The following is a 20,537-nucleotide window of genomic DNA, read 5'->3' as shown; positions in this document are numbered from 1 at the left end:
CAAATCTTCATCTAGCATATAGATATGCAAAAAAGTCGCTATCAACCCTAATCTATAAGGGGAACAAAACGTGAAAGACAGAAATCATTTGGCCGAAGTAAAAACAACAAATAAGGTCGAAATCATTGCAAAAGGGGTAGTAGATATCCCTATGCTTCAAATTCTTTCTGCAGCAGGGCAGCTAATTGAAAAAGCTGTTGAGCCAGAACTCAGTAAAGAGGAAGCATTAAAGATTTTTAACACCATGCACTACATACGCGTATTGGATGAGCGCATGGTGGGGGCGCAGCGTCAGGGGCGGATTAGTTTCTATCTTGCCAGTACGGGTGAAGAAGCGGCCTCGGTAGCAAGCGCTGCAGCGCTTTCTGACGATGACATGATCATGTCTCAGTATCGTGAGCAAGGTGCCTTAGCCTTTCGCGGTTACTCGACAGAGCAATTCATGAACCAAATGTTCAGCAATAAGGATGATCCTAATAAAGGGCGTCAAATGCCGATACATTATGGTGATAAACCTCTCAATTTTATGACCATTTCCTCACCGCTCGGTACCCAAATTCCACAAGCGTCTGGCTATGCCTACGGGCAAAAAATGTCAGGGAAAGATGTGGTAACCATTTGTTATTTCGGTGAAGGAGCTGCGTCTGAAGGTGATTTTCACGCCGGTCTGAATATGGCTGCTGTATTACATTGTCCAGTCATCTTTTTCTGCCGAAACAATGGTTACGCTATTTCAACGCCTGCAGAGGAGCAGTTTGCCGGAGACGGTATTGCATCGCGCGGTCTTGGGTATGGCATTAAAACCATTCGCGTAGACGGTAACGATGTGCTTGCTATCTATGCAGCTACGAAAGAAGCACGTCGCATTGCCATTGAAGAAAAGTGCCCTGTACTTATTGAAGCGATGACGTACCGCTTAGCAGCGCATTCCACTTCAGATGATCCGACAGGCTATCGCTCACGAGAAGAAGAAGATAAGTGGCGAGCAAAAGACCCTATAGCTCGAATGGCTAATTGGTTAGACAGCAAAGGTTGGTACGACGAAGCTGAAAATCAAAAGCGTGTGGATAAGGCAAGACAGGATGTGCTCGCCGCTATGAAAAGTTGTGAGAAAACGGATGTGTGTGCAATAGACGACATTGTGGAAGATGTTTATGACACACCACCTTGGCATTTGAAAGAGCAACTGAACGAACTAAAAGCTCATATCAAGAAATATCCTAAGATGTACCCTAAAACAGCAGGGAGAATAAAGTAATGGCTAAGATGAACCTACTACAAGCAATTAATAATGCGCTCATCACAGCCATGACCGAAGATGAAAAGGTAATGGTGTTTGGAGAGGATGTTGGCCACTTTGGTGGCGTGTTCCGTGCAACCAGTCATCTTCAAGAAAAATTTGGTAAAGCCCGTTGTTTTAATACACCACTGACTGAGCAAGGAATCATCGGTTTTGCAAATGGCTTGGCTTCACAAGGTTCGGTGCCTGTAGCTGAAATCCAGTTTGGTGATTATATCTTTCCAGCGTTCGACCAGATCGTGAATGAAACCGCTAAATGGCGATATCGTTCAGGCGGCCAGTTCGACGTAGGTACGCTGACTATACGTACGCCATATGGTGGCGGTATTGCTGGCGGCCACTACCACAGTCAATCGCCTGAAGCATTTTTTGCGCATTGCCCTGGTTTAAAGATCGTAATTCCACGAGATCCATATCAGGCCAAAGGTTTGTTGCTTGCGTCTATTCGCGACAAGAATCCCGTATTGTTTATGGAACCCAAGCGCCTTTATCGTGCCTCTGTGTCTGACGTCCCAGAAGAGGATTACGAGCTACCGCTGGGTAAAGCGGACATTGTTCAAGAAGGAAATGACATCACCCTGCTTGGCTGGGGAGCACAGATAGAAATTCTACAAAAAGCAGCCGAAATGGCGCTGGAAGATGGTGTGTCTTGTGAAATCCTTGATTTACGCAGCATATTGCCATGGGACGTGGAAACGGTAATGCAGTCTGTGATGAAGACAGGTCGCTTACTGGTAAATCACGAAGCTCCTTTAACCGGCGGTTTCGCCAGTGAAATTGCTGCAACAATTCAGGAGCGCTGCTTCTTGTATTTAGAAGCGCCAATTGCAAGAGTGTGTGGCCTAGATACGCCATATCCACTAGCGCATGAAAAAGAGTACATGCCAGATGAGACAAAAACGTATGAAGCCATTAAGCGTACGCTTCATTACTAGTTCCGGGAGACAATGATATGACGATTGAATTTATCTTACCGGACATTGGTGAAGGTATTGTGGAGTGTGAATTACTGGAATGGTTAGTCTCTGAAGGTGAGCACATTGAAGAAGATCAGCCTGTTGCAGAGGTAATGACAGACAAAGCAACAGTGCAAATACCTGCAATGCACGCGGGCGTAGTCAATAAATTACATTATGCTGTTGGTGACATCGCAAAAGTTCATGCGCCTTTATTTTCAATGACGCCAGATGATGCTGATGGAAACAACGAACCACAAGCAGAAGATTCCAATAAGCGTACAGACGAGATCTCATCTAAAAATATGCAAAACGATGAGCTTCCGGTGGCGCCTTCAACGGCCTCGAGCGACAAGCACATAGAAGACTTTATTTTACCTGACATTGGTGAAGGTATTGTTGAATGTGAGATTGTTAAATGGAATGTGGCAGAGGGCGACGTAATTGAAGAAGACCAAGCTGTTGTAGAAGTTATGACTGACAAAGCTGTGGTAGAGATCCCCGCTAAAAACGCAGGAACGGTTCATCGTCTTTATTATGCTCAGGGTGATATTGCCAAAGTACATAGCGCGTTGTTTGCACTTGAAGTTGAGGGCGATAGCAACCCTGCAGGCGATACTGAAGGCAATACAAATGAAGCGTCGCAATCAACGAGCGCAACAAAAATACAAGAGCCGTCAAACGCTTCAAATAAGCACTCAACTCAACTAACGTCGTCTAAGTTCAGTGACGGTGAGTTCGAGCCACCCATTGCTATTGAAGGTAAAGTGCTTGCAAGCCCTGCGGTAAGACGTATTGCCAGAGAACATAATATCGATCTCTCGGCGGTAAACGGTTCGGGTGAAAAGGGGCGCATCTTGAAAGCCGATGTGTTGAATATTCAGCAATCGGTTAAAACAGAGTCACCGTTTGAAGATTCAACAAAGCCTGTATCAAACGCAAGCACAAGCGAAAAACTTAGTGCAGGTAATAAAGGCGAAGTTAGAACAGAAAAGGTTCGCGGCATTCAGGCGGCGATGGCTAAGCAAATGTCCGCTTCGGTCTATACCATTCCTCACTTTACGGTAAGTGATGAACTTGTGATGGATAACCTTATGTCGCTTCGGAATTTACTTAAACCTGAATTTGAAGCAAAAGGTGCCAAGCTAAGTTTCATGCCATTTTTTGTAAAAGCCATGTCTCTTGCATTAAATGAATTCCCTGTCGTAAACAGTCAATTAAACGACGATGCTAGCGAGCTAAGTTATTATTCTGACCATAACATAGGTTTTGCTGTTGATTCTAAGATTGGATTGCTTGTGCCAAATATAAAACGTGTTCAAGACTTATCACTTTTAGATATTGCGGTTCAAATGCAAGACATTATTGAGCAGGCAAGAGCAGGGCGTGTATCGGGTGAACACTTGAAGGGCGGGACTATTAGCATTTCTAATATCGGCGCCATTGGTGGGATCACCGCTACACCCGTTATTAACAAACCTGAGGCCGCAATTGTTGCACTGGGTAAAACACAGAAACTACCTCGGTTTGATGACAGCGGCAACGTGAGTGCTCAACATATTATGGCGGTTAATTGGTCGGGTGATCACCGAATTATCGACGGCGCAACCATGGTTCGCTTCAATAATTTATGGATGAGCTATTTGATGCAGCCAGAAAAAATGTTGATGCATTTAAAATAACTGAGTGAAGAACGATGAATAGTTGGTGAAGATAAACATCCCTGTGTTCGTCTTTGCCCACAAAATCGTTCAAGTTAATTCGCTTCGCTCGAGGCGAGGTTAAAACAAAAGGTCGATGCTTTTCAGTGTCGACCTTTTTTGTTTTATGTACCTAATAGCGCGTAGGCGTTATCATACTCAGAGTTAATGTTAAAAAGAATTTCACAGAGGTTTTGTGCTTAGTTATCAACACGCTTTCCACGCGGGCAATCACGCTGACGTTATCAAGCATTTATGCTGGATAGGCGTCATTAATTCATTAAAGAAAAAAGATAAGCCCTTTACGCTTTTTGACACTCACGCAGGAGCAGGTGTTTACGACTTAACTGATGCAATGTCGGCAAAAAATAAAGAATATGAAACTGGTATTTCGCGCTTAACCAGCGAAGACTTCAAGGTTCAGGGAACAAAAGCAGCATTACCTGTTCTCTTAGAGAATTACTTAGCGTTATGTGAACCATTCTTAGCAAAAGATGCGTATCCTGGGTCTCCAATTATTAGCGTGAAAGCAAAACGTGAATCTGACGTTTTGCATCTCATGGAGCTTCATCCTGGCGAGTTTGAGAAACTCGAGCGTAGCATTGCGAAAATAGGGGCAAGGAACAATCACGTGCACAAGCGCGATGGTTATGAGGGATTGCGCGCATTGACGCCACCAAAGCCCAACCGAGGTGCTATTTTAATTGACCCTCCCTACGAACGTGCTAGTGAATATAGTGATGTGATTAAAGGTGTGCAGCAGGTCTTTAAACGTTGGCAGCAGGCGCAAATTGTTGTTTGGTATCCTTTACTGTCTGAGCGGGCAGGTGCAAAGCACGGCGCAAGCGAAGTTATGTGCGAAAAGCTGGCTCAGTTGGGTAAGCCATGTTTCCAAGCCGAAATTCGTGTGGCAGAAAATTCACCTGATGCTGGCATGTATGGTTCTGGGGTTTTCGTACTTAATCCACCTTGGCAACTTGATATGCAGCTTGAAAACGCTCTTGACTGTGTTGTTTCAAGACTCGGCTCAGTCGACGAGGGGATTAACGCTAGTGCGCGTGTTACATGGGTTGTTGAAGATAGTTAAACAGCTTAAAGAGCAAAAGGTTTACTTTTCCCTACTACCTTCAGCTAGCGAACGCAATTGATGATTAGAATGAATAAAGAATAATGTCTCAACTCAAAGGTCTTAAGCACTTTTACATACCTGACGAACAGTCAATCTATCTGCTGTCTCACGCGGATGCGAAAAAGTTAAAAGACTGGGTAAACCTCTGTATTTCTCAGCTTGAAGGGTTAGGGTACAGTGATATTGAACTTTTGGGCAAAGGTGCGTTTGGCTTCGCATTCGCAGGAACTGCGCCAAATGGAGACGCTAGAGTATTTAAATTCTCGCGGATAACCTTACCTCAGCACGTTCAAGACAGGCTTGAAGAAGAAGCATTTATGCTTTCTCACGTTAATCATGAATTCGTGCCACGTTTTATCGAATACCAGCAAATACGAAAACAATCAATTTTAGTCATGGGCCGTGCCCCTGGTGAAGACTTGGAAAAAGTGAGTCTAAAAACGGGTCCATTATCGCCGCGGATCATTGTCAAGCTAGCGGTTCAGGTAGGAGAGTTGCTATCAAGCTTTCGTCAATACAGCGAAAATGGTGAAGTCAAACCTATTGTCCATGGCGACATCAAGCCATCTAATTTAGTGTGGGACGAATCAACTGAAACTGTAGGTTTGATTGACTGGGGCTCATCGGTTTTCGCGCAGACGGATATAACAGGGCAATATGTAGGCAATAATGTAATGGATTTGATGTCAGGTGAACTGCATCAAACCAACGCGAGACTCGGCGATGTCTATTTTATTGGTGAAGAACAGCTCAACGGCGCGCTTTCAAGCCCCCGTTTCGACGAACAAGGTTTAGCGAGCACGCTGTATGCATTAGCATCAGGACAATCTTGTCGCTATGGAAGTAAGGTAATTACGCCTTCTTCGTTAGGGCTTCCAAAAATGTTGGCAACTATATTGGAGTACATGCTCAGTGAAGATCCGTTAAAGAGGAGGCAGGGAGGAGACTACCTGTTTAATCATCTTCACGTATTGAAAAATATGGTATTCACTCATGACACGCCACCTAAATACACGCCCCTAATCCCAACATGGATCACCCGTAATCATGTCGATATTGAAACGGTTGTATACAGTTCTAGAAAATCTTATTTACGACAACAAGCTCGACTTTCCAATTCCATAGATGAAAGAGACGTTGAGGAATTGCGGTATATCGACGACGCCCAATTTGATCGCTATTACAAAAACTACCTTCAAGGTATGGGCGATACGGAGAAAGCGTTTGTTTCGGCTATCAGCAGGCTTGGGCGATATCCAGTTGTTGGAGGCATGGCTTTGCGCTGGGAACCCGAGGGAGTATATGTGGACTCTAGCTTAAATTTGTACGATGAAACGTTGAAGATGGCATTCGAAATGGCCGTGAATAATGTTATCAACCTCGCAAGAGCCATTCATAAACCTGCCGTATTCAAGTGCTGTATGTTTAATGCGAAGAACACGCTTCATATTGAGCGTGAGTCTGAAGATGTAGAGTTTATGCCGGAACTTGGGATGTTTATACCTTACGAACTATCCAAAGTATCGGCGCAAAAAGACCAAAGTAGAACACATTCTTATTTCGAGGATGGCGACGACCCTGACGAGTTACTAAAACTACCGCAAATCATTATTGATACCATTATTCAGCTAAATTCAATTCATCACACGGGATGCATTATCTTTGAAGCGCTACCTAAGCACTTAAAGATTCACAATTACTATACCTTACTCGATCATACACAAGAGGAACGCTTTAAAGGTTTACTGGCGAAGCTAGTGGAACAGATCCCAAGTATAAAAGGGCTAGGCATTTCCGGGTTTATGAAGTTACCCTATAAAGACACTCGGTTTTTCGAGCACAAAGCCAAGTTGCCTGAAAAGTATTACCCGCGAAACCCCAAAGCAGTTATTGAAGAGAACGCACAACATGTCTGAGATTAAATTATCATCACTTTTTGAATTAGAAACGGTGGAAGCTGGCATCTATCGAGGACAAAGCTGGGACTTAGGTTTCCGGGCTTTATTTGGCGGACAAGTATTGGGGCAGGCGTTGGCTGCTGCCTATGAGACTGTATCTGATGACAGAGTCGCGCATTCATTTCACACCTATTTTCTATTGCCTGGTGATGCAAAAAAACCTGTGGTTTACGATGTTGAAGTAGTGCGAGACGGACGAAGCTTTTCAGCCCGCCGGGTTAAAGCCATTCAAGACGGTAGAAACATTTTTTATATGACGGCTTCTTTTCAAGTTCCTCAAGATGGGATGGAGCATCAAAACCCAACAATGCCAAAGGTACCACCGCCAGAGGAAGTGCAGTCGGACATAGAGTTTTACGAAGCGAATTTCAATAAGATTGCTCGACCTATGCAAGAAGCGCTGAGCTACCACAAACCGGTAGATATTCGAACAGTTGATGCGGCTAATTCCTATCATTCAACAAAGCGTGAGCCAACACGTTACATTTGGTTAAAAGCAAGAGATCCCATGAATGCCCAGCTATCTGTGCATCAAGCAGCGCTAGCCTACGCGTCAGATTATCATTTTCTAAGCACGTCTTTGCAGCCTCACGGCGTGGCAGTGACCGATAAGACTTTACGCATTGCCACTATTGACCATGCCATGTGGTTCCATCGCCCAATTAACATGAATGAGTGGTTGTTGTATGCAATGGAAAGCCCTTTTAGCGGTGGATCAAGGGGCTTGGTTCGCGGACAGATATTCAACCAAGCTGGTGAACTTGTCGCATCAACCATGCAAGAAGGATTAATGAGAAAAGTAGACGAATAGGGAGACTGTTATGCGCTATAAATTAGATTCGACATCACCACAAATAGACGAAAGCGTTTTTATTGCGCCCGGCGCTCATGTTATCGGCAACACTGAACTCAAAGAAGGCGCGAGCGTTTGGTTTAACGCGGTAATACGTGGTGACATGGACACAATAACCGTAGGGATGAACACAAACATTCAAGACGGTAGCGTACTGCATACAGACGCAGGTATGCCTTTGACTTTGGGAACAGGGGTAACAGTAGGGCACAAAGTAATGCTGCATGGCTGTGAAATTGGTGATTATTCGCTAGTGGGTATAAACGCAGTTGTACTCAATGGTGCGAAAATAGGTAAGTACTGCATTATCGGAGCTAATGCACTTATTACAGAAAATATGGAAATTCCAGATTACAGCCTTGTTGTTGGTGCACCAGGCAAAGTCATTAAAACGCTGGACGAAAGTGTTAAGACTAAATTAGAAGCCTCTGCTAAGCATTATGTGGACAACGCAAAAAGGTATAAAACGTCACTCGAGGTGATTAAAAAGTAGCGGAGGTGTGACGCTCTCGTTTTTTCATCGCCCATAAAAAATGCCCAGAACAATCGTTCCGGGCCTAGGGGAATGGCTCATTGCTGAGCCGTGCGCTAACTTTTACAGGGAGAGTTTAAGTAAAATCTACTAAACAGACCATTATTATAGAATAGCTTTGTTTATTTTATAAACAATTTCATTGTGAATTTTATCTTACAGGGCAGAAAAGCACGTAATTCACCTAAATTTATAAATAATTTCAGTGATATAACATCTGGTCCGATGTGTATAGCACTAAACTTGTTGGCTTCGTTCATTTATTAATTTGTACGATAGGGCCTATCACGAAGCAACTTATATATCTAAATTCAACTCCGATTAAATCTAGTCATTCACAATATTTATCTTCATAACAGGTGCTTGTCCCATTTTTATAACCTTGTAGTATGACGTTTACGTCAATTATCAAAGACGATAACAAATATTCTAATAAGGCCCTCTCATTTAAATAAGGATGGATTATGCATTCGTTTTCTACTTTTATTCCCCCTGAACGAACTTTGATGGGACCAGGACCATCCGATGTAAATCCCCGCATTCTAAATGCTATGTCTCGGCCGACGCTTGGGCATTTAGACCCGTTGTTCATAGAATTAATGGATCAGACCAAGCAGTTACTCCAGTATGCGTTTAAAACTGAAAATGCCCTAACTATGCCAATTTCAGCGCCGGGCTCTGCAGGAATGGAAGCTTGCTTCGTTAATTTAGTGGAGCCGGGCGATAAAGTACTCGTTTGCATAAATGGGGTATTCGGTAATCGCATGGTTGAAAATGTAGAGCGTTGCGGGGGGGTAGCCATCACCGTAAACAATACCTGGGGAGAACAAACTGACTTGAACCAAGTCGAGGACGCGCTTAAAGCTAACCCTGATATCAAGGTTCTGGCGTTTGTTCATGCAGAGACTTCAACCGGTGTTCGTAATGAGGCAAAAGTTCTCTGTGAATTGGCGCAGAAGTACGATTGTTTGAGCATCGTTGATGCAGTTACCTCCCTTGGAGGTATTGAGTTAGACGTAGACGGATGGGGCATTGACGCTATTTATTCCGGCTCGCAAAAATGCTTGAGCTGTGTACCGGGTATATCACCTGTTTCCTTCAGTGACAAAGCGGTACATGTCATCCAAAACCGGAAAACAAAAGTGCAAAGCTGGTTTTTAGATATGAACTTAATCGTTGGCTATTGGGGCCAGGGCGCGAAACGTGCCTATCATCATACCGCTCCCGTTAACAGCATGTACGCGATGTATGAGGCTCTTCTCATACTAAAAGAAGAGGGCTTGGAAAATGCGTGGAAGCGCCACGCGTTAGGCCATGAAAAACTTGCCCTGGGTTTAAGTGACCTTGGCCTGGATCTTACCGTTGATAGCGCTTATCGTTTACCACAGCTAAATGTGGTTAAGATACCAGACGGAGTGGATGACGCGGCAGCACGCAAACAACTACTTGAAGATTTCAATTTGGAAATAGGCGCTGGATTAGGTGAGCACGCTGGTAAGGTGTGGCGAATTGGACTTATGGGCTATGCGTGCAAGCCTCGTAATATTGACCATTGCCTTGCAGCATTGCGCACGATACTTAAATAAAACAGGCTAATATAAAACAGACTTCTATAAAAAAGGCTAAAAAAAGCCGACGACCATATTTTTACTGGATTAACGCTTAACGCTCAGCCGATTACTCGGCTGAACGTTTAACTCTAAACTACTAAGCATAGTGAACGTACTCAATGGTCTTTGTTCATCTTAGTCTTGCCTTGAAAAAACCACATCTCGACGAAGTCATATCTATTCTCGTTCTGGTTCAGTGCTAGTATTCATTCATCGTACCTATTCATAAACTATTCAGTTATAAACACTTATCCTTTATGCAACGTACCCAAAAACGCTATTTAAAAAAGGAAATGTTATGAAATTATTCACGCTTGCTAAAAATCTCATGTTGGCTTCAGTAATCGTTGCTTTAACCACCCCTTTGCTAACAACGCAAGCAGCACAGGAGGCCGTAATAAATGTACAAGGTGCAGGAGCAATAGAGGTCACACCAAACGCCTATTCGGTAACACTCGTTGTTGAGGAAGAAGGTGATACGGTTGGCAAGTTAAATACTCAGCTTGAAGCGGATTTACGATCTATTGTGAAGTTCTTGCTCAATCAAGGCATTGAGGAAAAGCATATTCAGAGCATGCAAGTTCGTCTGCAACCGCGATATATCAATACGCCACAAGGTCGTCAGCAATCGGGTTTTACGCTCTCCCGTGATATCAACGTGACATCTACTAACCTTGAAACTTACGATAAAGTACTAGATGGTGTTCTCAAAAGAGGCGTTGATCGTATCCAACAATTTAATTTTATTGCTATCGGCGAAGCAGATGCGTATCAAAAAGCATTGATAGCTGCGGTCAAAGACGCAAAGCAACGTGCACACTTATTAGCAAAAGAATTAGAGGTTGAAGTAGGTGAAGTTGTTGCAATCTCAGAATCTGGTGGCAATATGCCGATTCCAGTAATGCGCGCTGAAGCGTTTGCCAAAGACATGTCTATGTCTTTACCCGGGCAAGAACGGGTTGAAGCTCGCGTTAATGTTTCATTTAAAATTGTTCAATAGCAGGAAAATCGTTTGAAAGAACAACAGTACAACCAGTTAATTAGCCAAGCGAAGAGTTTGGTATCTGGTGAACATGACCTGATTGCCAACATGGCCAATATTAGTGCGCTTCTTTTCAATAACCTTGAAGAAGTTAATTGGGCTGGCTTCTATCTTCATAAAGAAGAACAGTTGGTTTTAGGGCCGTTTCAAGGTCAACCCGCTTGCATCAGAATTCCTCTTGGGAAGGGTGTATGCGGAACGAGCGCAAGTACCAGAACCGTTCAGCGTATCGCTGATGTTCATCAATTTGATGGCCACATTGCGTGTGATGCTGCGTCGAACTCGGAAATTGTCATACCACTGGTAAAAGGCGATACGCTTATCGGCGTGTTAGATATCGATAGCCCTGCATTTGAACGTTTTTCTGAAGAAGACGAAAAAGGGCTTGTGGAAATTGCTCAAATTCTTATGGATTCGCAGAGTTAATTATGAAATCCAGTGTTGATATTCACGTTGTTTTATCGACGTTTGAAGATATGGAAGATTTTCATGATGACCCGGATGAGGCATCTGAGCGTTTAAACTTTATCTTGCACGCTATTCATGACAACGCTGAAGAAGATATTGAAACAGAGCGTTTAGAGCAAATTTTGCACTACGCATGGGAATCTTGGCAACAAGATAAGCATTTATTAGAAATAGATGACGACGAATTGCTTGATTGGGTTGACCACACGCTGGCAACTTGGGATGATGCAAGTAACGATGAAATCTCCTGAATAATTTAGAAAGTTAATGGAATCACCAGAGAAGTTTACCAATAGTAAGGAAGTAATAGCTTTCCTTGCAGAGACCTTTCCGAAATGTTTTAGCATTGAAGGCGAGGCCCGCCCACTTAAGATCGGTATTTTTCAAGATCTTGCCACTCGCTTAGAAGAAGAGGAACGCGTAAGCAAAACACTTCTTCGTTCTACACTACGTCATTACACTAACAGCTGGCGCTATCTTCATAGCATCAAAGAAGGTGCTAATCGCGTAGATTTAGACGGCGTTGAAGGCGATGCAATTGAAAAGGAACATGCTGACCATGCGCAGCAGCAGTTAGAAGAGAGCAAAGCTAAAGCGGCTGAAAAGCGCAAAGCTAAGCTAGCTCAGCAGCCTAAGCGTAAAGATAAACGCCAATTTAACCGCCCAAAAGGTGAAAAATCTGCGAATTCGGACCATGCTGATACCAAGCGCGGAACTAAACCGAAAAATAACAGACCAAACACTACACCACCTGCGAAATTGACTGACAGCGATTTACAGCAAGGTACGCAAGTTACTGTAAAGCTGGGCAAAGCACCTATGCCAGCAGTAATAACTGAAGTTGCTAAAGATGGCGTTCACGTTCAATTAGACTCGGGCATGGTGGTTAAAGTAAACGCAGACGCTTTACGTTTGGCACGCTCCAAGAGGTCGTAAAATATGAGAGACATCCTTCGAATTTCCATTGCCAGTGCATTTCTTACCGTTGGGGTAGGTGCAGGCGCCGTTACATCAACACCTGAGGTAGACGAGCTTCCTATATTGCAGCAGGAATCTCAGCACAGTGTTGCTGCCAAGCGAGTTAGTGCACTTTTCACGAGGGCGCATTACAAGGAAATATCGTTGGATGATGTACTCTCTGCCAGAGTTTACCAGCGCTTTATCGATTCATTAGATCACAACAAGCAAGTATTGTTATTATCTGACGTGGTAGGTTTTGAGCAATACCGCACGCTATTCGATGACGCGCTGAGTAAAGGCAATCTTTCTGTCGCGTATGATATGTATAACGTAAGCGCGAAACGTCGTATTGAACGTTACGAGTTTGCACTATCGCTACTAGAAAAGGGCCCATTCGACTTTGAAAAAGAAGGCGATAAATTCTTCTACGACAGAGAAGACGCCGAATGGCCTGCTAGCAAAGCTGAGCTCGATGAAATTTGGCGCCAGCGCGTTAAATACGACGCGTTGAACCTAATTCTTGCAGATAAAACCTGGGATGAAACAAAAGACCTTCTTACCAAGCGCTACACGCGAGCAATTAAGCGCACTAAGCAAGCAAAAAGCGAGGATGTGTTTCAAACTGCAATGAACGCCTTTGCACGCACTATTGAAGCGCATACAAGTTATTTATCCCCCCGTAATGCAGAGCGTTTTCAAATGGACATGAATCTGTCGTTTGAAGGCATCGGTGCAGTACTGCAGAGCGAAGATGATTATACCGTTATTAAAAGTGTGGTGCCTGGCGGTCCTGCTGATGAATCTGGCGCGATCAAGCCTGAAGATAAAATTGTGGGTGTTGCGCAGGACGATGAAGAATTCGTTGATGTTATCGGCTGGCGTCTAGACGAAGTGGTCGAGCTTATAAAAGGGCCAAAAGGCAGCACGGTTCGCCTTCAAGTTGAAAAAGGTGCATCAGAGTCTAAATCAACATCCGTTGTCAGCCTTACTCGCGATAAAATTAAGCTTGAGGATCGCGCTGCAAAATCTGAAGTCTATGTTCCGGAAACAGGCCCACATGCCGGTGAGCCGCTTGGCGTAATTACTATTCCAAGCTTTTATAATAATTTAAGCACTGATGTAGCAAAAGAAATCGAAAGCTTAAAAGCACAAAACGTAAAAGGCGTGATTGTGGATTTGCGTGGTAACGGTGGTGGTTCTCTAACAGAAGCTACGCTGCTCACTGGCTTATTCATCGAAAAAGGCCCGGTTGTGCAAATCCGCTACGGTCAAAGCAAAGTTAGCGTAAATCGCGATACTGACGGTGAAGTGGCATACGATGGCCCCCTTACAGTATTGGTTGATAGATACAGCGCGTCTGCTTCAGAAATCTTTGCAGCAGCGATGCAAGACTATAACCGAGCTTTGATTGTAGGTGAACAAACCTTTGGTAAAGGCACAGTTCAACAGCATCGCGGCTTAGGTAAAATTTACGATCTTTACGATAACCCCTTAGGCAGTGTTCAGTTCACTATAGCTAAGTTTTATCGTATCGATGGCGGAAGTACGCAGCACAAAGGCGTAATTCCTGACATCCTTTACCCGTCTGCGGTAGAGCCAGCAGAATGGGGTGAATCTCAAGCAGAAAATGCATTACCATGGGATAGTATCAACCGTGCGAACTATACAACGTTCGCAGACGGTACTGCAGCCCTAGATGTGTTAACTGCAAAACATAATAAGCGTATTCTTCAAGATCCTGAATTTTCGTACATTAATGACGATATTGAAGAATATAAGAAGAACAAAGACAAGAATTTCATTTCTTTGGTGAAATCTGTCCGTGAGGCAGAGAAAAAGGAAGCGGAAGAGAAGTCCCTTGCTCGTGCTAACGAACGTTTACAGCGTATGGGCATGGAAACTGTGACGACGTTGGACGACTTACCTGAAGATATGGAAGAATTGGATCCATTCTTAGATGAAGCAGCGAACATCACATTCGATATGATCGAAACAGGCCGTTACGCTATCACAAGAAATTAAGCGATTAGAAAAAAGGGCTGGTCTAGGGCCAGCCCTTTTTTTGTGTCTATAAATTATTAAAACAATAATAAAGGGAAATAACATGGCTATCAGAGGCGAATTTTCCTCTCGAATAGGGTTCGTGCTAGCAGCGGCAGGCTCAGCAGTAGGTCTTGGCAATATTTGGGGTTTTCCAACAAAGGTAGCAAGCAACGGTGGCGCAGCATTTGTTCTTGTTTACTTATTACTTGCTTTTGTTCTTGCCTATCCGGTACTAATGGCAGAGCTTATTATAGGCCGCAGTACACGCTCAAACATGGTCGATGCGCTTGGAAAAATCTCGGGCAATTTCGTTGGGAGGCTTACGGGGATTTGGGGCTGCGTCACCGTATCACTCATCCTTGCGTTCTACGCGATTGTAGGCGGTTGGATGCTTGTTTATTTTGCCGATGCTGCAGTTAGTATGGTGGGATTGACCAGTGTGAGTAACTGGCTCCTTACGCCCTCAGTTACGCGTAACGCTATTTTCTGCTTTTTATTCATGGGTTTAACTGCATTTATTGTAGTTGGTGGTGTTAAGTCGGGTATTGAAAAGTGGTCAGTACGTCTTATGCCCACTTTGGTTATTCTTATCCTTGCGTTAATCGTTTATGTGAGTATGCAGCCAGGTGCTGTAGAAGGTTGGTCAGCTTACCTTGTACCTGATTTTTCCCGCGTGTTAGACCCCGACCTTTTGATCAATGCAATGGGGCAGGCGTTCTTCTCTATGTCGTTAGGTGTAGGTACGATGCTAGTTTATGGCTCATACCTAAGTAAGAATGAAAACCTACCAAGCATTGGTGCATCTGTAGCCCTTGTCGATATTGGTGTTGCTGTTATTGCGGGCATGCTAATTATTCCGGCCATGTATGTTGCACTAAACAACGGTGTTGAAATTTTTACGCCAGAGGGTGCATTAATACAAGGTGACACGTTGATATTCAAGGTGCTACCGGCGTTATTTGATACCATAGGTACGGTTGGGTTATTTGTCGCTTTTACATTTTTTGCACTTATGGCGATAGCTGCTGTGACATCTTCCATATCAATGCTGGAAGTACCTGTAGCGTACATGGTTGAAAGCAAAGGGCTCCAACGTAAAAAAGCCGTAGTGCTTATGACTTCGATAATCTTCGCGTTAAGCTGCATTATCATATTGAACTTTGAAACTTTGTTCGGTTTCGTTATCGCATTAACCACTGAGTATAGCCAGCCGCTTTTGGGGCTAGTGCTTTGTATTTTCGCTGGGTGGGTGTGGCGTAGAGATGCGATACTCGAAGAACTAAAACAAGGTGATGAGTTTGCGGAACATAGCGTTTTCTGGAAAATATGGCCATGGTATGTGCGCTTCGTGTGCCCGGTAATCATCGCACTAATGTTTTATCGCTCAGTATTCTAAAGCGCACTAACAAATAGCGAACAGCACGCTTAACGCGTAAAAACTACAATAACAAGGTTTTTAAAAACGACAATGACGAATAAAGAAATAAAAACGCCGTCACTTCTCGATGCAATACTTCCTATTTTTGCGTTAGTGGTAATGATGGGGAGCGCAGTATATCTGTTTGCAGATAATTCTTCATACGGGCCAAACCAGATTGCGCTACTTTTAGCCATGGGGTTAGCCGCCATCATTGGTATGAAAAATGGTTACAGTTGGAAAACAATAGAGAAGGGCATCGTAGACGGCATTTCCATGTCTTTAGGTGCTTGCTTAATACTGTTGGCGGTCGGCTCACTCATTGGTACATGGATGCTGGCGGGAACCGTTCCAACTCTCATTTATTTCGGTCTAGAACTCCTTAACCCCTCGTTTTTCTACGCTGCCGCATGTCTAATCTGTGCGGTAGTGGCAATGAGTATTGGCAGTTCGTGGACGACTGCGGCTACAGTAGGTGTGGCGCTTATGGGTGTTTCTGCGGGTATGGAAATGTCGGCGGCTGTTACAGCTGGGGCGGTCGTGTCTGGTGCTTATTTTGGCGATAAAATTTCGCCACTATCTGAGACAACTAACTTAGCGCCAGCGGTGGCAGGAACCGACTTATTCGAACATATCCGTTACATGCTATGGACCACCATTCCAAGCTTTGTGATTGCACTTATCTTATTCACTGTGCTTGGCTTTAGTGAAGTGGGTGAAGCTAAAGCAGAGCGAATTGAACAGATGCAGCGCTTGCTGAATGAATCGTTTGACTTAGGCTGGCATTTGCTTATCCCTCTGGCAGTATTGCTTACTTTAGCGATTAAAAAGATGCCTGCGTTTCCAGCGGTTTTCATTGGTGCCTTGCTAGGTGGTATTTGGGCAGTGGTATTTCAGTGGGACGTTGTTACATCAATGGCAAGCAGCGAAGACTCTGCAAATATTGGCGCCCTTAAAGTGGTATGGACGGCTCTGTTCGACGGGGTTATTTTTTCTACGCCTGATGAAAATTTAAATAGCTTATTATCTCGCGGCGGCATGTCTTCTATGCTTAACACTATTTGGCTTATCATTTGTGCAATGTCTTTTGGGGCGGTGCTTGAGCGTGTCGGGCTGCTTAAACGCGCAGTGTCTGCCATATTAACGGGGGCAACGTCTGCAGGCGATATGGTAAGCAGAACTATTCTTACCTGTTTCGGTACAAACTTAGTCACTGCCGATCAGTATATTTCAATTGTAATGCCTGGGCGGATGTATAAAGAAGAATTCAAAAAACGTGGGTTAGATCAGTTAAATTTATCTCGCAGTCTAGAGGACGGCGGTACGTTGACGTCTCCACTTATTCCGTGGAATACATGTGGTGCTTACATGCATAGCGTGTTGCTTGTTAATCCATTCGACTACGTTTTCTACGCATTTTTCAACGTTATCAATCCGATCCTTGCTATTATCTATGCGTATTTAGGTATTAAGATTTTACGTATTACACCACCTACGGTTGACGTAAACAGCAAAGAAACCGTTTAAACAACGCTTAATTACATCCACGTAGGCTTTCTTTTAGGAGGATCTATGTCAGTTCAAGCTAAACGTCGGGCGGATTATCAGCCGCCCGCTTTTTCAATAGCGACAGTTGACCTACATATAACGCTACACCCAACACAAACGAAGGTTACCAGTACGTTATCTGTTACTCGTAGCGGTACACACAACGAGCCTTTAGTTCTTGATGGCGATAACTTATCGCTGGATACTATCGCCATTGACGGCAAATCTCTATCGAGCAGCGAATATACAGTAACCGACTGTGGGTTACGAGTTAACACTGAGCTCGACAATTTTGTTTTAGAAATTACTAATACTATTGCTCCTGAACATAATAAAGCCCTTGAGGGATTGTACTTATCAGGTGGTGCTTATTGCACACAGTGTGAAGCTGAAGGCTTCCGTCGAATTACCTTTTTTATGGACCGCCCCGATGTATTGGCAGTTTATACGGTTACCGTAGTTGCCGATAAATCAGTGCCTATGCTGCTTGCCAATGGTAACCCTGTCGACAAAGGTGATATTGACGAGAATACACACTTTGTTAAATGGCACGATCCACATCCTAAACCCTGTTATCTCTTTGCACTGGTCGCCGGCGATTTCGATGTACTTACTGATAGCTACACCACTTCAAGCGGTAAGGAAGTCGCGCTAGAACTGTATGTTGATAAAGGTAAAAAGTCACAAGGTATCTTCGCATTAGAATCGCTTAAACGGGCGATGAAATGGGACGAAGATGTTTTCGGCCTAGAGTACGACTTAGATATTTATATGATTGTTGCAGTCGACTTCTTCAATATGGGGGCTATGGAAAACAAAGGCTTAAACGTATTTAACAGCAAGTTTGTTTTAGCCGATCAAAAAAGCGCAACCGACGATGATTTTTTCAATGTGGAATCGGTTATCGCCCACGAGTACTTTCACAACTGGACGGGCAACCGGGTTACCTGTCGTGACTGGTTCCAGCTAAGCCTTAAAGAAGGGTTGACGGTATTCAGGGATCAACAGTTTAGCGCTGACATGACTTCGACTTTAAGCAATCGCATAAAACATGTTCGCGTTATGCGCGAACATCAATTTGCCGAAGATGCTAGTGCGATGAGCCACCCAATTCGCCCTGAAGAAGTCATCGAAATGAACAACTTCTACACGGTGACGGTTTATGACAAAGGGGCAGAAGTTATTCGTATGTTCCATACATTGCTAGGGCCAGAAGGCTTTAGGCGCGGTATGGATGAATATTTTAGACGGCATGATGGTCAGGCAGTCACGTGTGATGACTTTATTTCAGCCATGCAATCTGCAACGGATTTGGATTTAACCCAGTTTTCACGCTGGTATAGCCAATCTGGCACGCCGACAATTACCGTTGACCATAGCACGGAACCTGCTGGCAACGACACGTATAAACATACGTTCACGCTGTCACAGCATACTCCAGCAACGTCTGATCAGAGCGAAAAGCATCCGCTGTATATTCCCGTTAACATCGAAATTCTCGATAAACTAGGGAATACCTATACCGACAACGAGTCGCTTATTCACGATGGCATGGTTATTTTAAAAGAAGCTTCTCTGCGGTTTACCGTCAGTGCTAACACTGCTGAATTAACGCCTGTTGTGTTGGGTAATTTCTCAGCGCCGGCAAAAGTCGATAATCCTCTCGATATAGACTCACTGCTTACCATCTTCAAACACGCGAAAGATCCATTTAATCGCTGGGACGCAATGCAAACGCTTTACGATCGCTGCATTAAGCAAATTGAAGAGGCGTCGGGGTGTGCAATCGATGACAGTATTTGGCAAGGCATTAAGCAAGCCATAGCACAAGAACAGGGTAATCTTGAGTTATTAGGGGAATGCTTGGTTATTCCATCATTTGAAACCCTGTGTCAAAGTCGCATCAATATCAACGTTGAAGCACTTTCAAAAGCAAGACAGGCTTTCTGCGACCAATTTTCTCGCGAACTAGAGCAAGAGTTATTGCATGTGTTTAACAGTATTGAAAAAACTGCGTACAGCTACACGCAGGATGCGATTAATAAACGCCGCTGCAAAAATGTCGTGCTCGCGCACTTAGCTAGATTACCTCAACACGAAAATATCGTGGTGTCACAGGTTGATAGTGCAGATAACATGACTGACACACTCGGGGCGCTTAGAAGCGCGCAGCACTGCAGTTCAGCAACGTTCGATAGATTAATGGCCCGTTTTGAGCAAACGTGGAATCACGATCCCCTCGTATTGGATAAATGGTTCGCGCTCCACGCTACGCAAAACCGTGACGATATATTTGCCACTATTACTATGTTGTGTGAGCACCCGCAGTTTGCAATGAGTAATCCGAATCGCGTTCGCTCGGTTATTGGCAGTTTCGCTTTCTACAATAGTGAAAAGTTTCACTCGCTAGATGGCAGCGGATATAAGTTTGTGACCGATTACTTGCTCAAACTTGATGCTGTAAATCCCCAGGTTGCAGCCCGGATAGTAACACCACTCACGCAATGGCAGGGGTTTGCTGTTGAGCATCAACAACATATGAAACATCAGCTTGGCCGTTTGTTAAATCATAAAGGCTTAAGTAAAGATGTTTTTGAGAAAGTAAGTAAAAGTCTTGCTTATGACAAGCAATAGCCCGACGGACTCGGTTTTTTACTTTTCTATAAACGCGCCTTACAAACAATGTGAGGTGCTTTATATTCCTACCATGCCTGATGTGGTCATGGTGAGTGAGTCAGGTCTGAGCGTTCAAGTGCCAACCAACCGGCTTAAGCAGTTTGTCACGCCTGATGGTATTAAAGGTCGGTTTAGAATGATCGTCGACGCAAACAAAAAAATTAAGTCCTTTGAGAGGCTCTTTTAGAGGCTTCATATTTGACGAAATACTTCTTATCGGACTCATTGCGTTTTGCACATTTAGACGCGACGGTAGGGCACCGAAATTCAGCCCCAAACACCGAAGAAGTCCAGAAGAGCGCTTTTTCGATAAAATTTGTACATTTTATCTGCAAGTTTATAAAT

Annotated in this window: 17 protein-coding genes; all 17 read left to right on the top strand. The window is 44.0% G+C overall.

Annotation, left to right across the window (positions count from 1 at the left end; translation table 11 throughout):
- Positions 1 to 70 precede the first annotated feature (70 nt).
- Positions 71 to 1,258 carry a thiamine pyrophosphate-dependent dehydrogenase E1 component subunit alpha gene (locus JC525_RS05665; RefSeq protein WP_198814937.1) on the top strand — a complete coding sequence of 396 codons (1,188 nt, stop codon included), beginning with the start codon at positions 71 to 73 and terminating at the stop codon, positions 1,256 to 1,258.
- On the top strand, positions 1,258 to 2,235 hold the full coding sequence (locus tag JC525_RS05660) for an alpha-ketoacid dehydrogenase subunit beta (RefSeq protein ID WP_198814936.1): 978 nt from the start codon (positions 1,258 to 1,260) through the stop codon (positions 2,233 to 2,235). Before JC525_RS05665 ends, JC525_RS05660 begins: the two co-directional genes overlap by 1 nt.
- Positions 2,236 to 2,252: 17 nt before the next feature.
- Positions 2,253 to 3,938 (top strand): dihydrolipoyllysine-residue acetyltransferase, encoded by a 1,686-nt coding sequence (locus JC525_RS05655; RefSeq protein ID WP_198814935.1) that lies wholly within the window; start codon positions 2,253 to 2,255, stop codon positions 3,936 to 3,938.
- 214 nt (positions 3,939 to 4,152) lie between these two features.
- A complete protein-coding gene (locus tag JC525_RS05650) occupies positions 4,153 to 5,043 on the top strand; it encodes a 23S rRNA (adenine(2030)-N(6))-methyltransferase RlmJ (RefSeq protein WP_198814934.1) in 891 nt (296 codons plus the stop codon).
- An 83-nt stretch (positions 5,044 to 5,126) separates the two neighbouring features.
- Positions 5,127 to 7,001, top strand: a complete 1,875-nt coding sequence (locus JC525_RS05645; RefSeq protein ID WP_198814933.1) for a protein kinase domain-containing protein — start codon at positions 5,127 to 5,129, stop codon at positions 6,999 to 7,001.
- A complete protein-coding gene (tesB, locus tag JC525_RS05640) occupies positions 6,994 to 7,854 on the top strand; it encodes an acyl-CoA thioesterase II (protein ID WP_198814932.1) in 861 nt (286 codons plus the stop codon). Before JC525_RS05645 ends, tesB begins: the two co-directional genes overlap by 8 nt.
- Before the next feature lie 10 nt (positions 7,855 to 7,864).
- Positions 7,865 to 8,389, top strand: a complete 525-nt coding sequence (locus JC525_RS05635; protein WP_198814931.1) for a gamma carbonic anhydrase family protein — start codon at positions 7,865 to 7,867, stop codon at positions 8,387 to 8,389.
- 503 nt (positions 8,390 to 8,892) lie between these two features.
- A complete protein-coding gene (locus JC525_RS05630; RefSeq protein ID WP_233095000.1) occupies positions 8,893 to 10,014 on the top strand; it encodes a pyridoxal-phosphate-dependent aminotransferase family protein in 1,122 nt (373 codons plus the stop codon).
- A gap of 322 nt (positions 10,015 to 10,336) precedes the next feature.
- On the top strand, positions 10,337 to 11,038 hold the full coding sequence (locus tag JC525_RS05625; protein WP_198814930.1) for an SIMPL domain-containing protein: 702 nt from the start codon (positions 10,337 to 10,339) through the stop codon (positions 11,036 to 11,038).
- Positions 11,039 to 11,050: 12 nt separating this feature from the next.
- On the top strand, positions 11,051 to 11,506 hold the full coding sequence (locus tag JC525_RS05620) for a GAF domain-containing protein (RefSeq protein ID WP_198814929.1): 456 nt from the start codon (positions 11,051 to 11,053) through the stop codon (positions 11,504 to 11,506).
- Positions 11,507 to 11,508: 2 nt separating this feature from the next.
- Complete coding sequence (locus JC525_RS05615) at positions 11,509 to 11,799, top strand: hypothetical protein (protein WP_198814928.1); 291 nt, start codon at positions 11,509 to 11,511, stop codon at positions 11,797 to 11,799.
- A gap of 16 nt (positions 11,800 to 11,815) precedes the next feature.
- A complete protein-coding gene (gene proQ, locus JC525_RS05610; protein WP_198814927.1) occupies positions 11,816 to 12,484 on the top strand; it encodes an RNA chaperone ProQ in 669 nt (222 codons plus the stop codon).
- Positions 12,485 to 12,487: 3 nt separating this feature from the next.
- Positions 12,488 to 14,530 (top strand): carboxy terminal-processing peptidase, encoded by a 2,043-nt coding sequence (gene prc / locus JC525_RS05605; protein ID WP_198814926.1) that lies wholly within the window; start codon positions 12,488 to 12,490, stop codon positions 14,528 to 14,530.
- An 82-nt stretch (positions 14,531 to 14,612) separates the two neighbouring features.
- Complete coding sequence (locus tag JC525_RS05600; protein WP_198814925.1) at positions 14,613 to 15,947, top strand: sodium-dependent transporter; 1,335 nt, start codon at positions 14,613 to 14,615, stop codon at positions 15,945 to 15,947.
- A gap of 72 nt (positions 15,948 to 16,019) precedes the next feature.
- Entirely contained in the window at positions 16,020 to 17,495 is a 1,476-nt protein-coding gene (gene nhaC / locus JC525_RS05595) for a Na+/H+ antiporter NhaC (protein WP_198814924.1), read from the top strand.
- Positions 17,496 to 17,540: 45 nt separating this feature from the next.
- Positions 17,541 to 20,150, top strand: coding sequence for an aminopeptidase N (gene pepN / locus JC525_RS05590; RefSeq protein WP_198814923.1), 2,610 nt, complete (start codon positions 17,541 to 17,543; stop codon positions 20,148 to 20,150).
- The gene (locus JC525_RS05585; protein WP_198814922.1) at positions 20,137 to 20,379 is read left to right on the top strand and encodes a DUF2835 family protein; all 243 of its coding nucleotides are present in this window, start codon (positions 20,137 to 20,139) and stop codon (positions 20,377 to 20,379) included. The genes pepN and JC525_RS05585 overlap by 14 nt, the downstream gene beginning before the upstream one ends.
- Positions 20,380 to 20,537: the final 158 nt, after the last annotated feature.

Origin of the sequence: Alteromonas sp. IB21 (genome assembly GCF_016405965.1) — a bacterium.
Lineage (GTDB): Bacteria > Pseudomonadota > Gammaproteobacteria > Enterobacterales > Alteromonadaceae > Alteromonas.
The sequence above is the reverse complement of the archived record's forward strand: the minus strand, read 5'-3'. Positions and strand labels throughout refer to the sequence as shown.

Excerpts from the sequence above, each read along its gene's own strand:
- JC525_RS05645 (WP_198814933.1), top strand. The coding sequence starts at position 5,127 with ATGTCTCAACTCAAAGGTCTTAAGCACTTTTACATACCTGACGAACAG.
- tesB (WP_198814932.1), top strand. The coding sequence starts at position 6,994 with ATGTCTGAGATTAAATTATCATCACTTTTTGAATTAGAAACGGTGGAA.
- JC525_RS05600 (WP_198814925.1), top strand. The coding sequence starts at position 14,613 with ATGGCTATCAGAGGCGAATTTTCCTCTCGAATAGGGTTCGTGCTAGCA.
- prc (WP_198814926.1), top strand. The coding sequence starts at position 12,488 with ATGAGAGACATCCTTCGAATTTCCATTGCCAGTGCATTTCTTACCGTT.
- JC525_RS05660 (WP_198814936.1), top strand. The coding sequence starts at position 1,258 with ATGGCTAAGATGAACCTACTACAAGCAATTAATAATGCGCTCATCACA.
- JC525_RS05585 (WP_198814922.1), top strand. The coding sequence starts at position 20,137 with ATGACAAGCAATAGCCCGACGGACTCGGTTTTTTACTTTTCTATAAAC.
- proQ (WP_198814927.1), top strand. The coding sequence starts at position 11,816 with ATGGAATCACCAGAGAAGTTTACCAATAGTAAGGAAGTAATAGCTTTC.
- pepN (WP_198814923.1), top strand. The coding sequence starts at position 17,541 with ATGTCAGTTCAAGCTAAACGTCGGGCGGATTATCAGCCGCCCGCTTTT.
- nhaC (WP_198814924.1), top strand. The coding sequence starts at position 16,020 with ATGACGAATAAAGAAATAAAAACGCCGTCACTTCTCGATGCAATACTT.
- JC525_RS05625 (WP_198814930.1), top strand. The coding sequence starts at position 10,337 with ATGAAATTATTCACGCTTGCTAAAAATCTCATGTTGGCTTCAGTAATC.
- JC525_RS05655 (WP_198814935.1), top strand. The coding sequence starts at position 2,253 with ATGACGATTGAATTTATCTTACCGGACATTGGTGAAGGTATTGTGGAG.
- JC525_RS05615 (WP_198814928.1), top strand. The coding sequence starts at position 11,509 with ATGAAATCCAGTGTTGATATTCACGTTGTTTTATCGACGTTTGAAGAT.
- JC525_RS05635 (WP_198814931.1), top strand. The coding sequence starts at position 7,865 with ATGCGCTATAAATTAGATTCGACATCACCACAAATAGACGAAAGCGTT.
- JC525_RS05630 (WP_233095000.1), top strand. The coding sequence starts at position 8,893 with ATGCATTCGTTTTCTACTTTTATTCCCCCTGAACGAACTTTGATGGGA.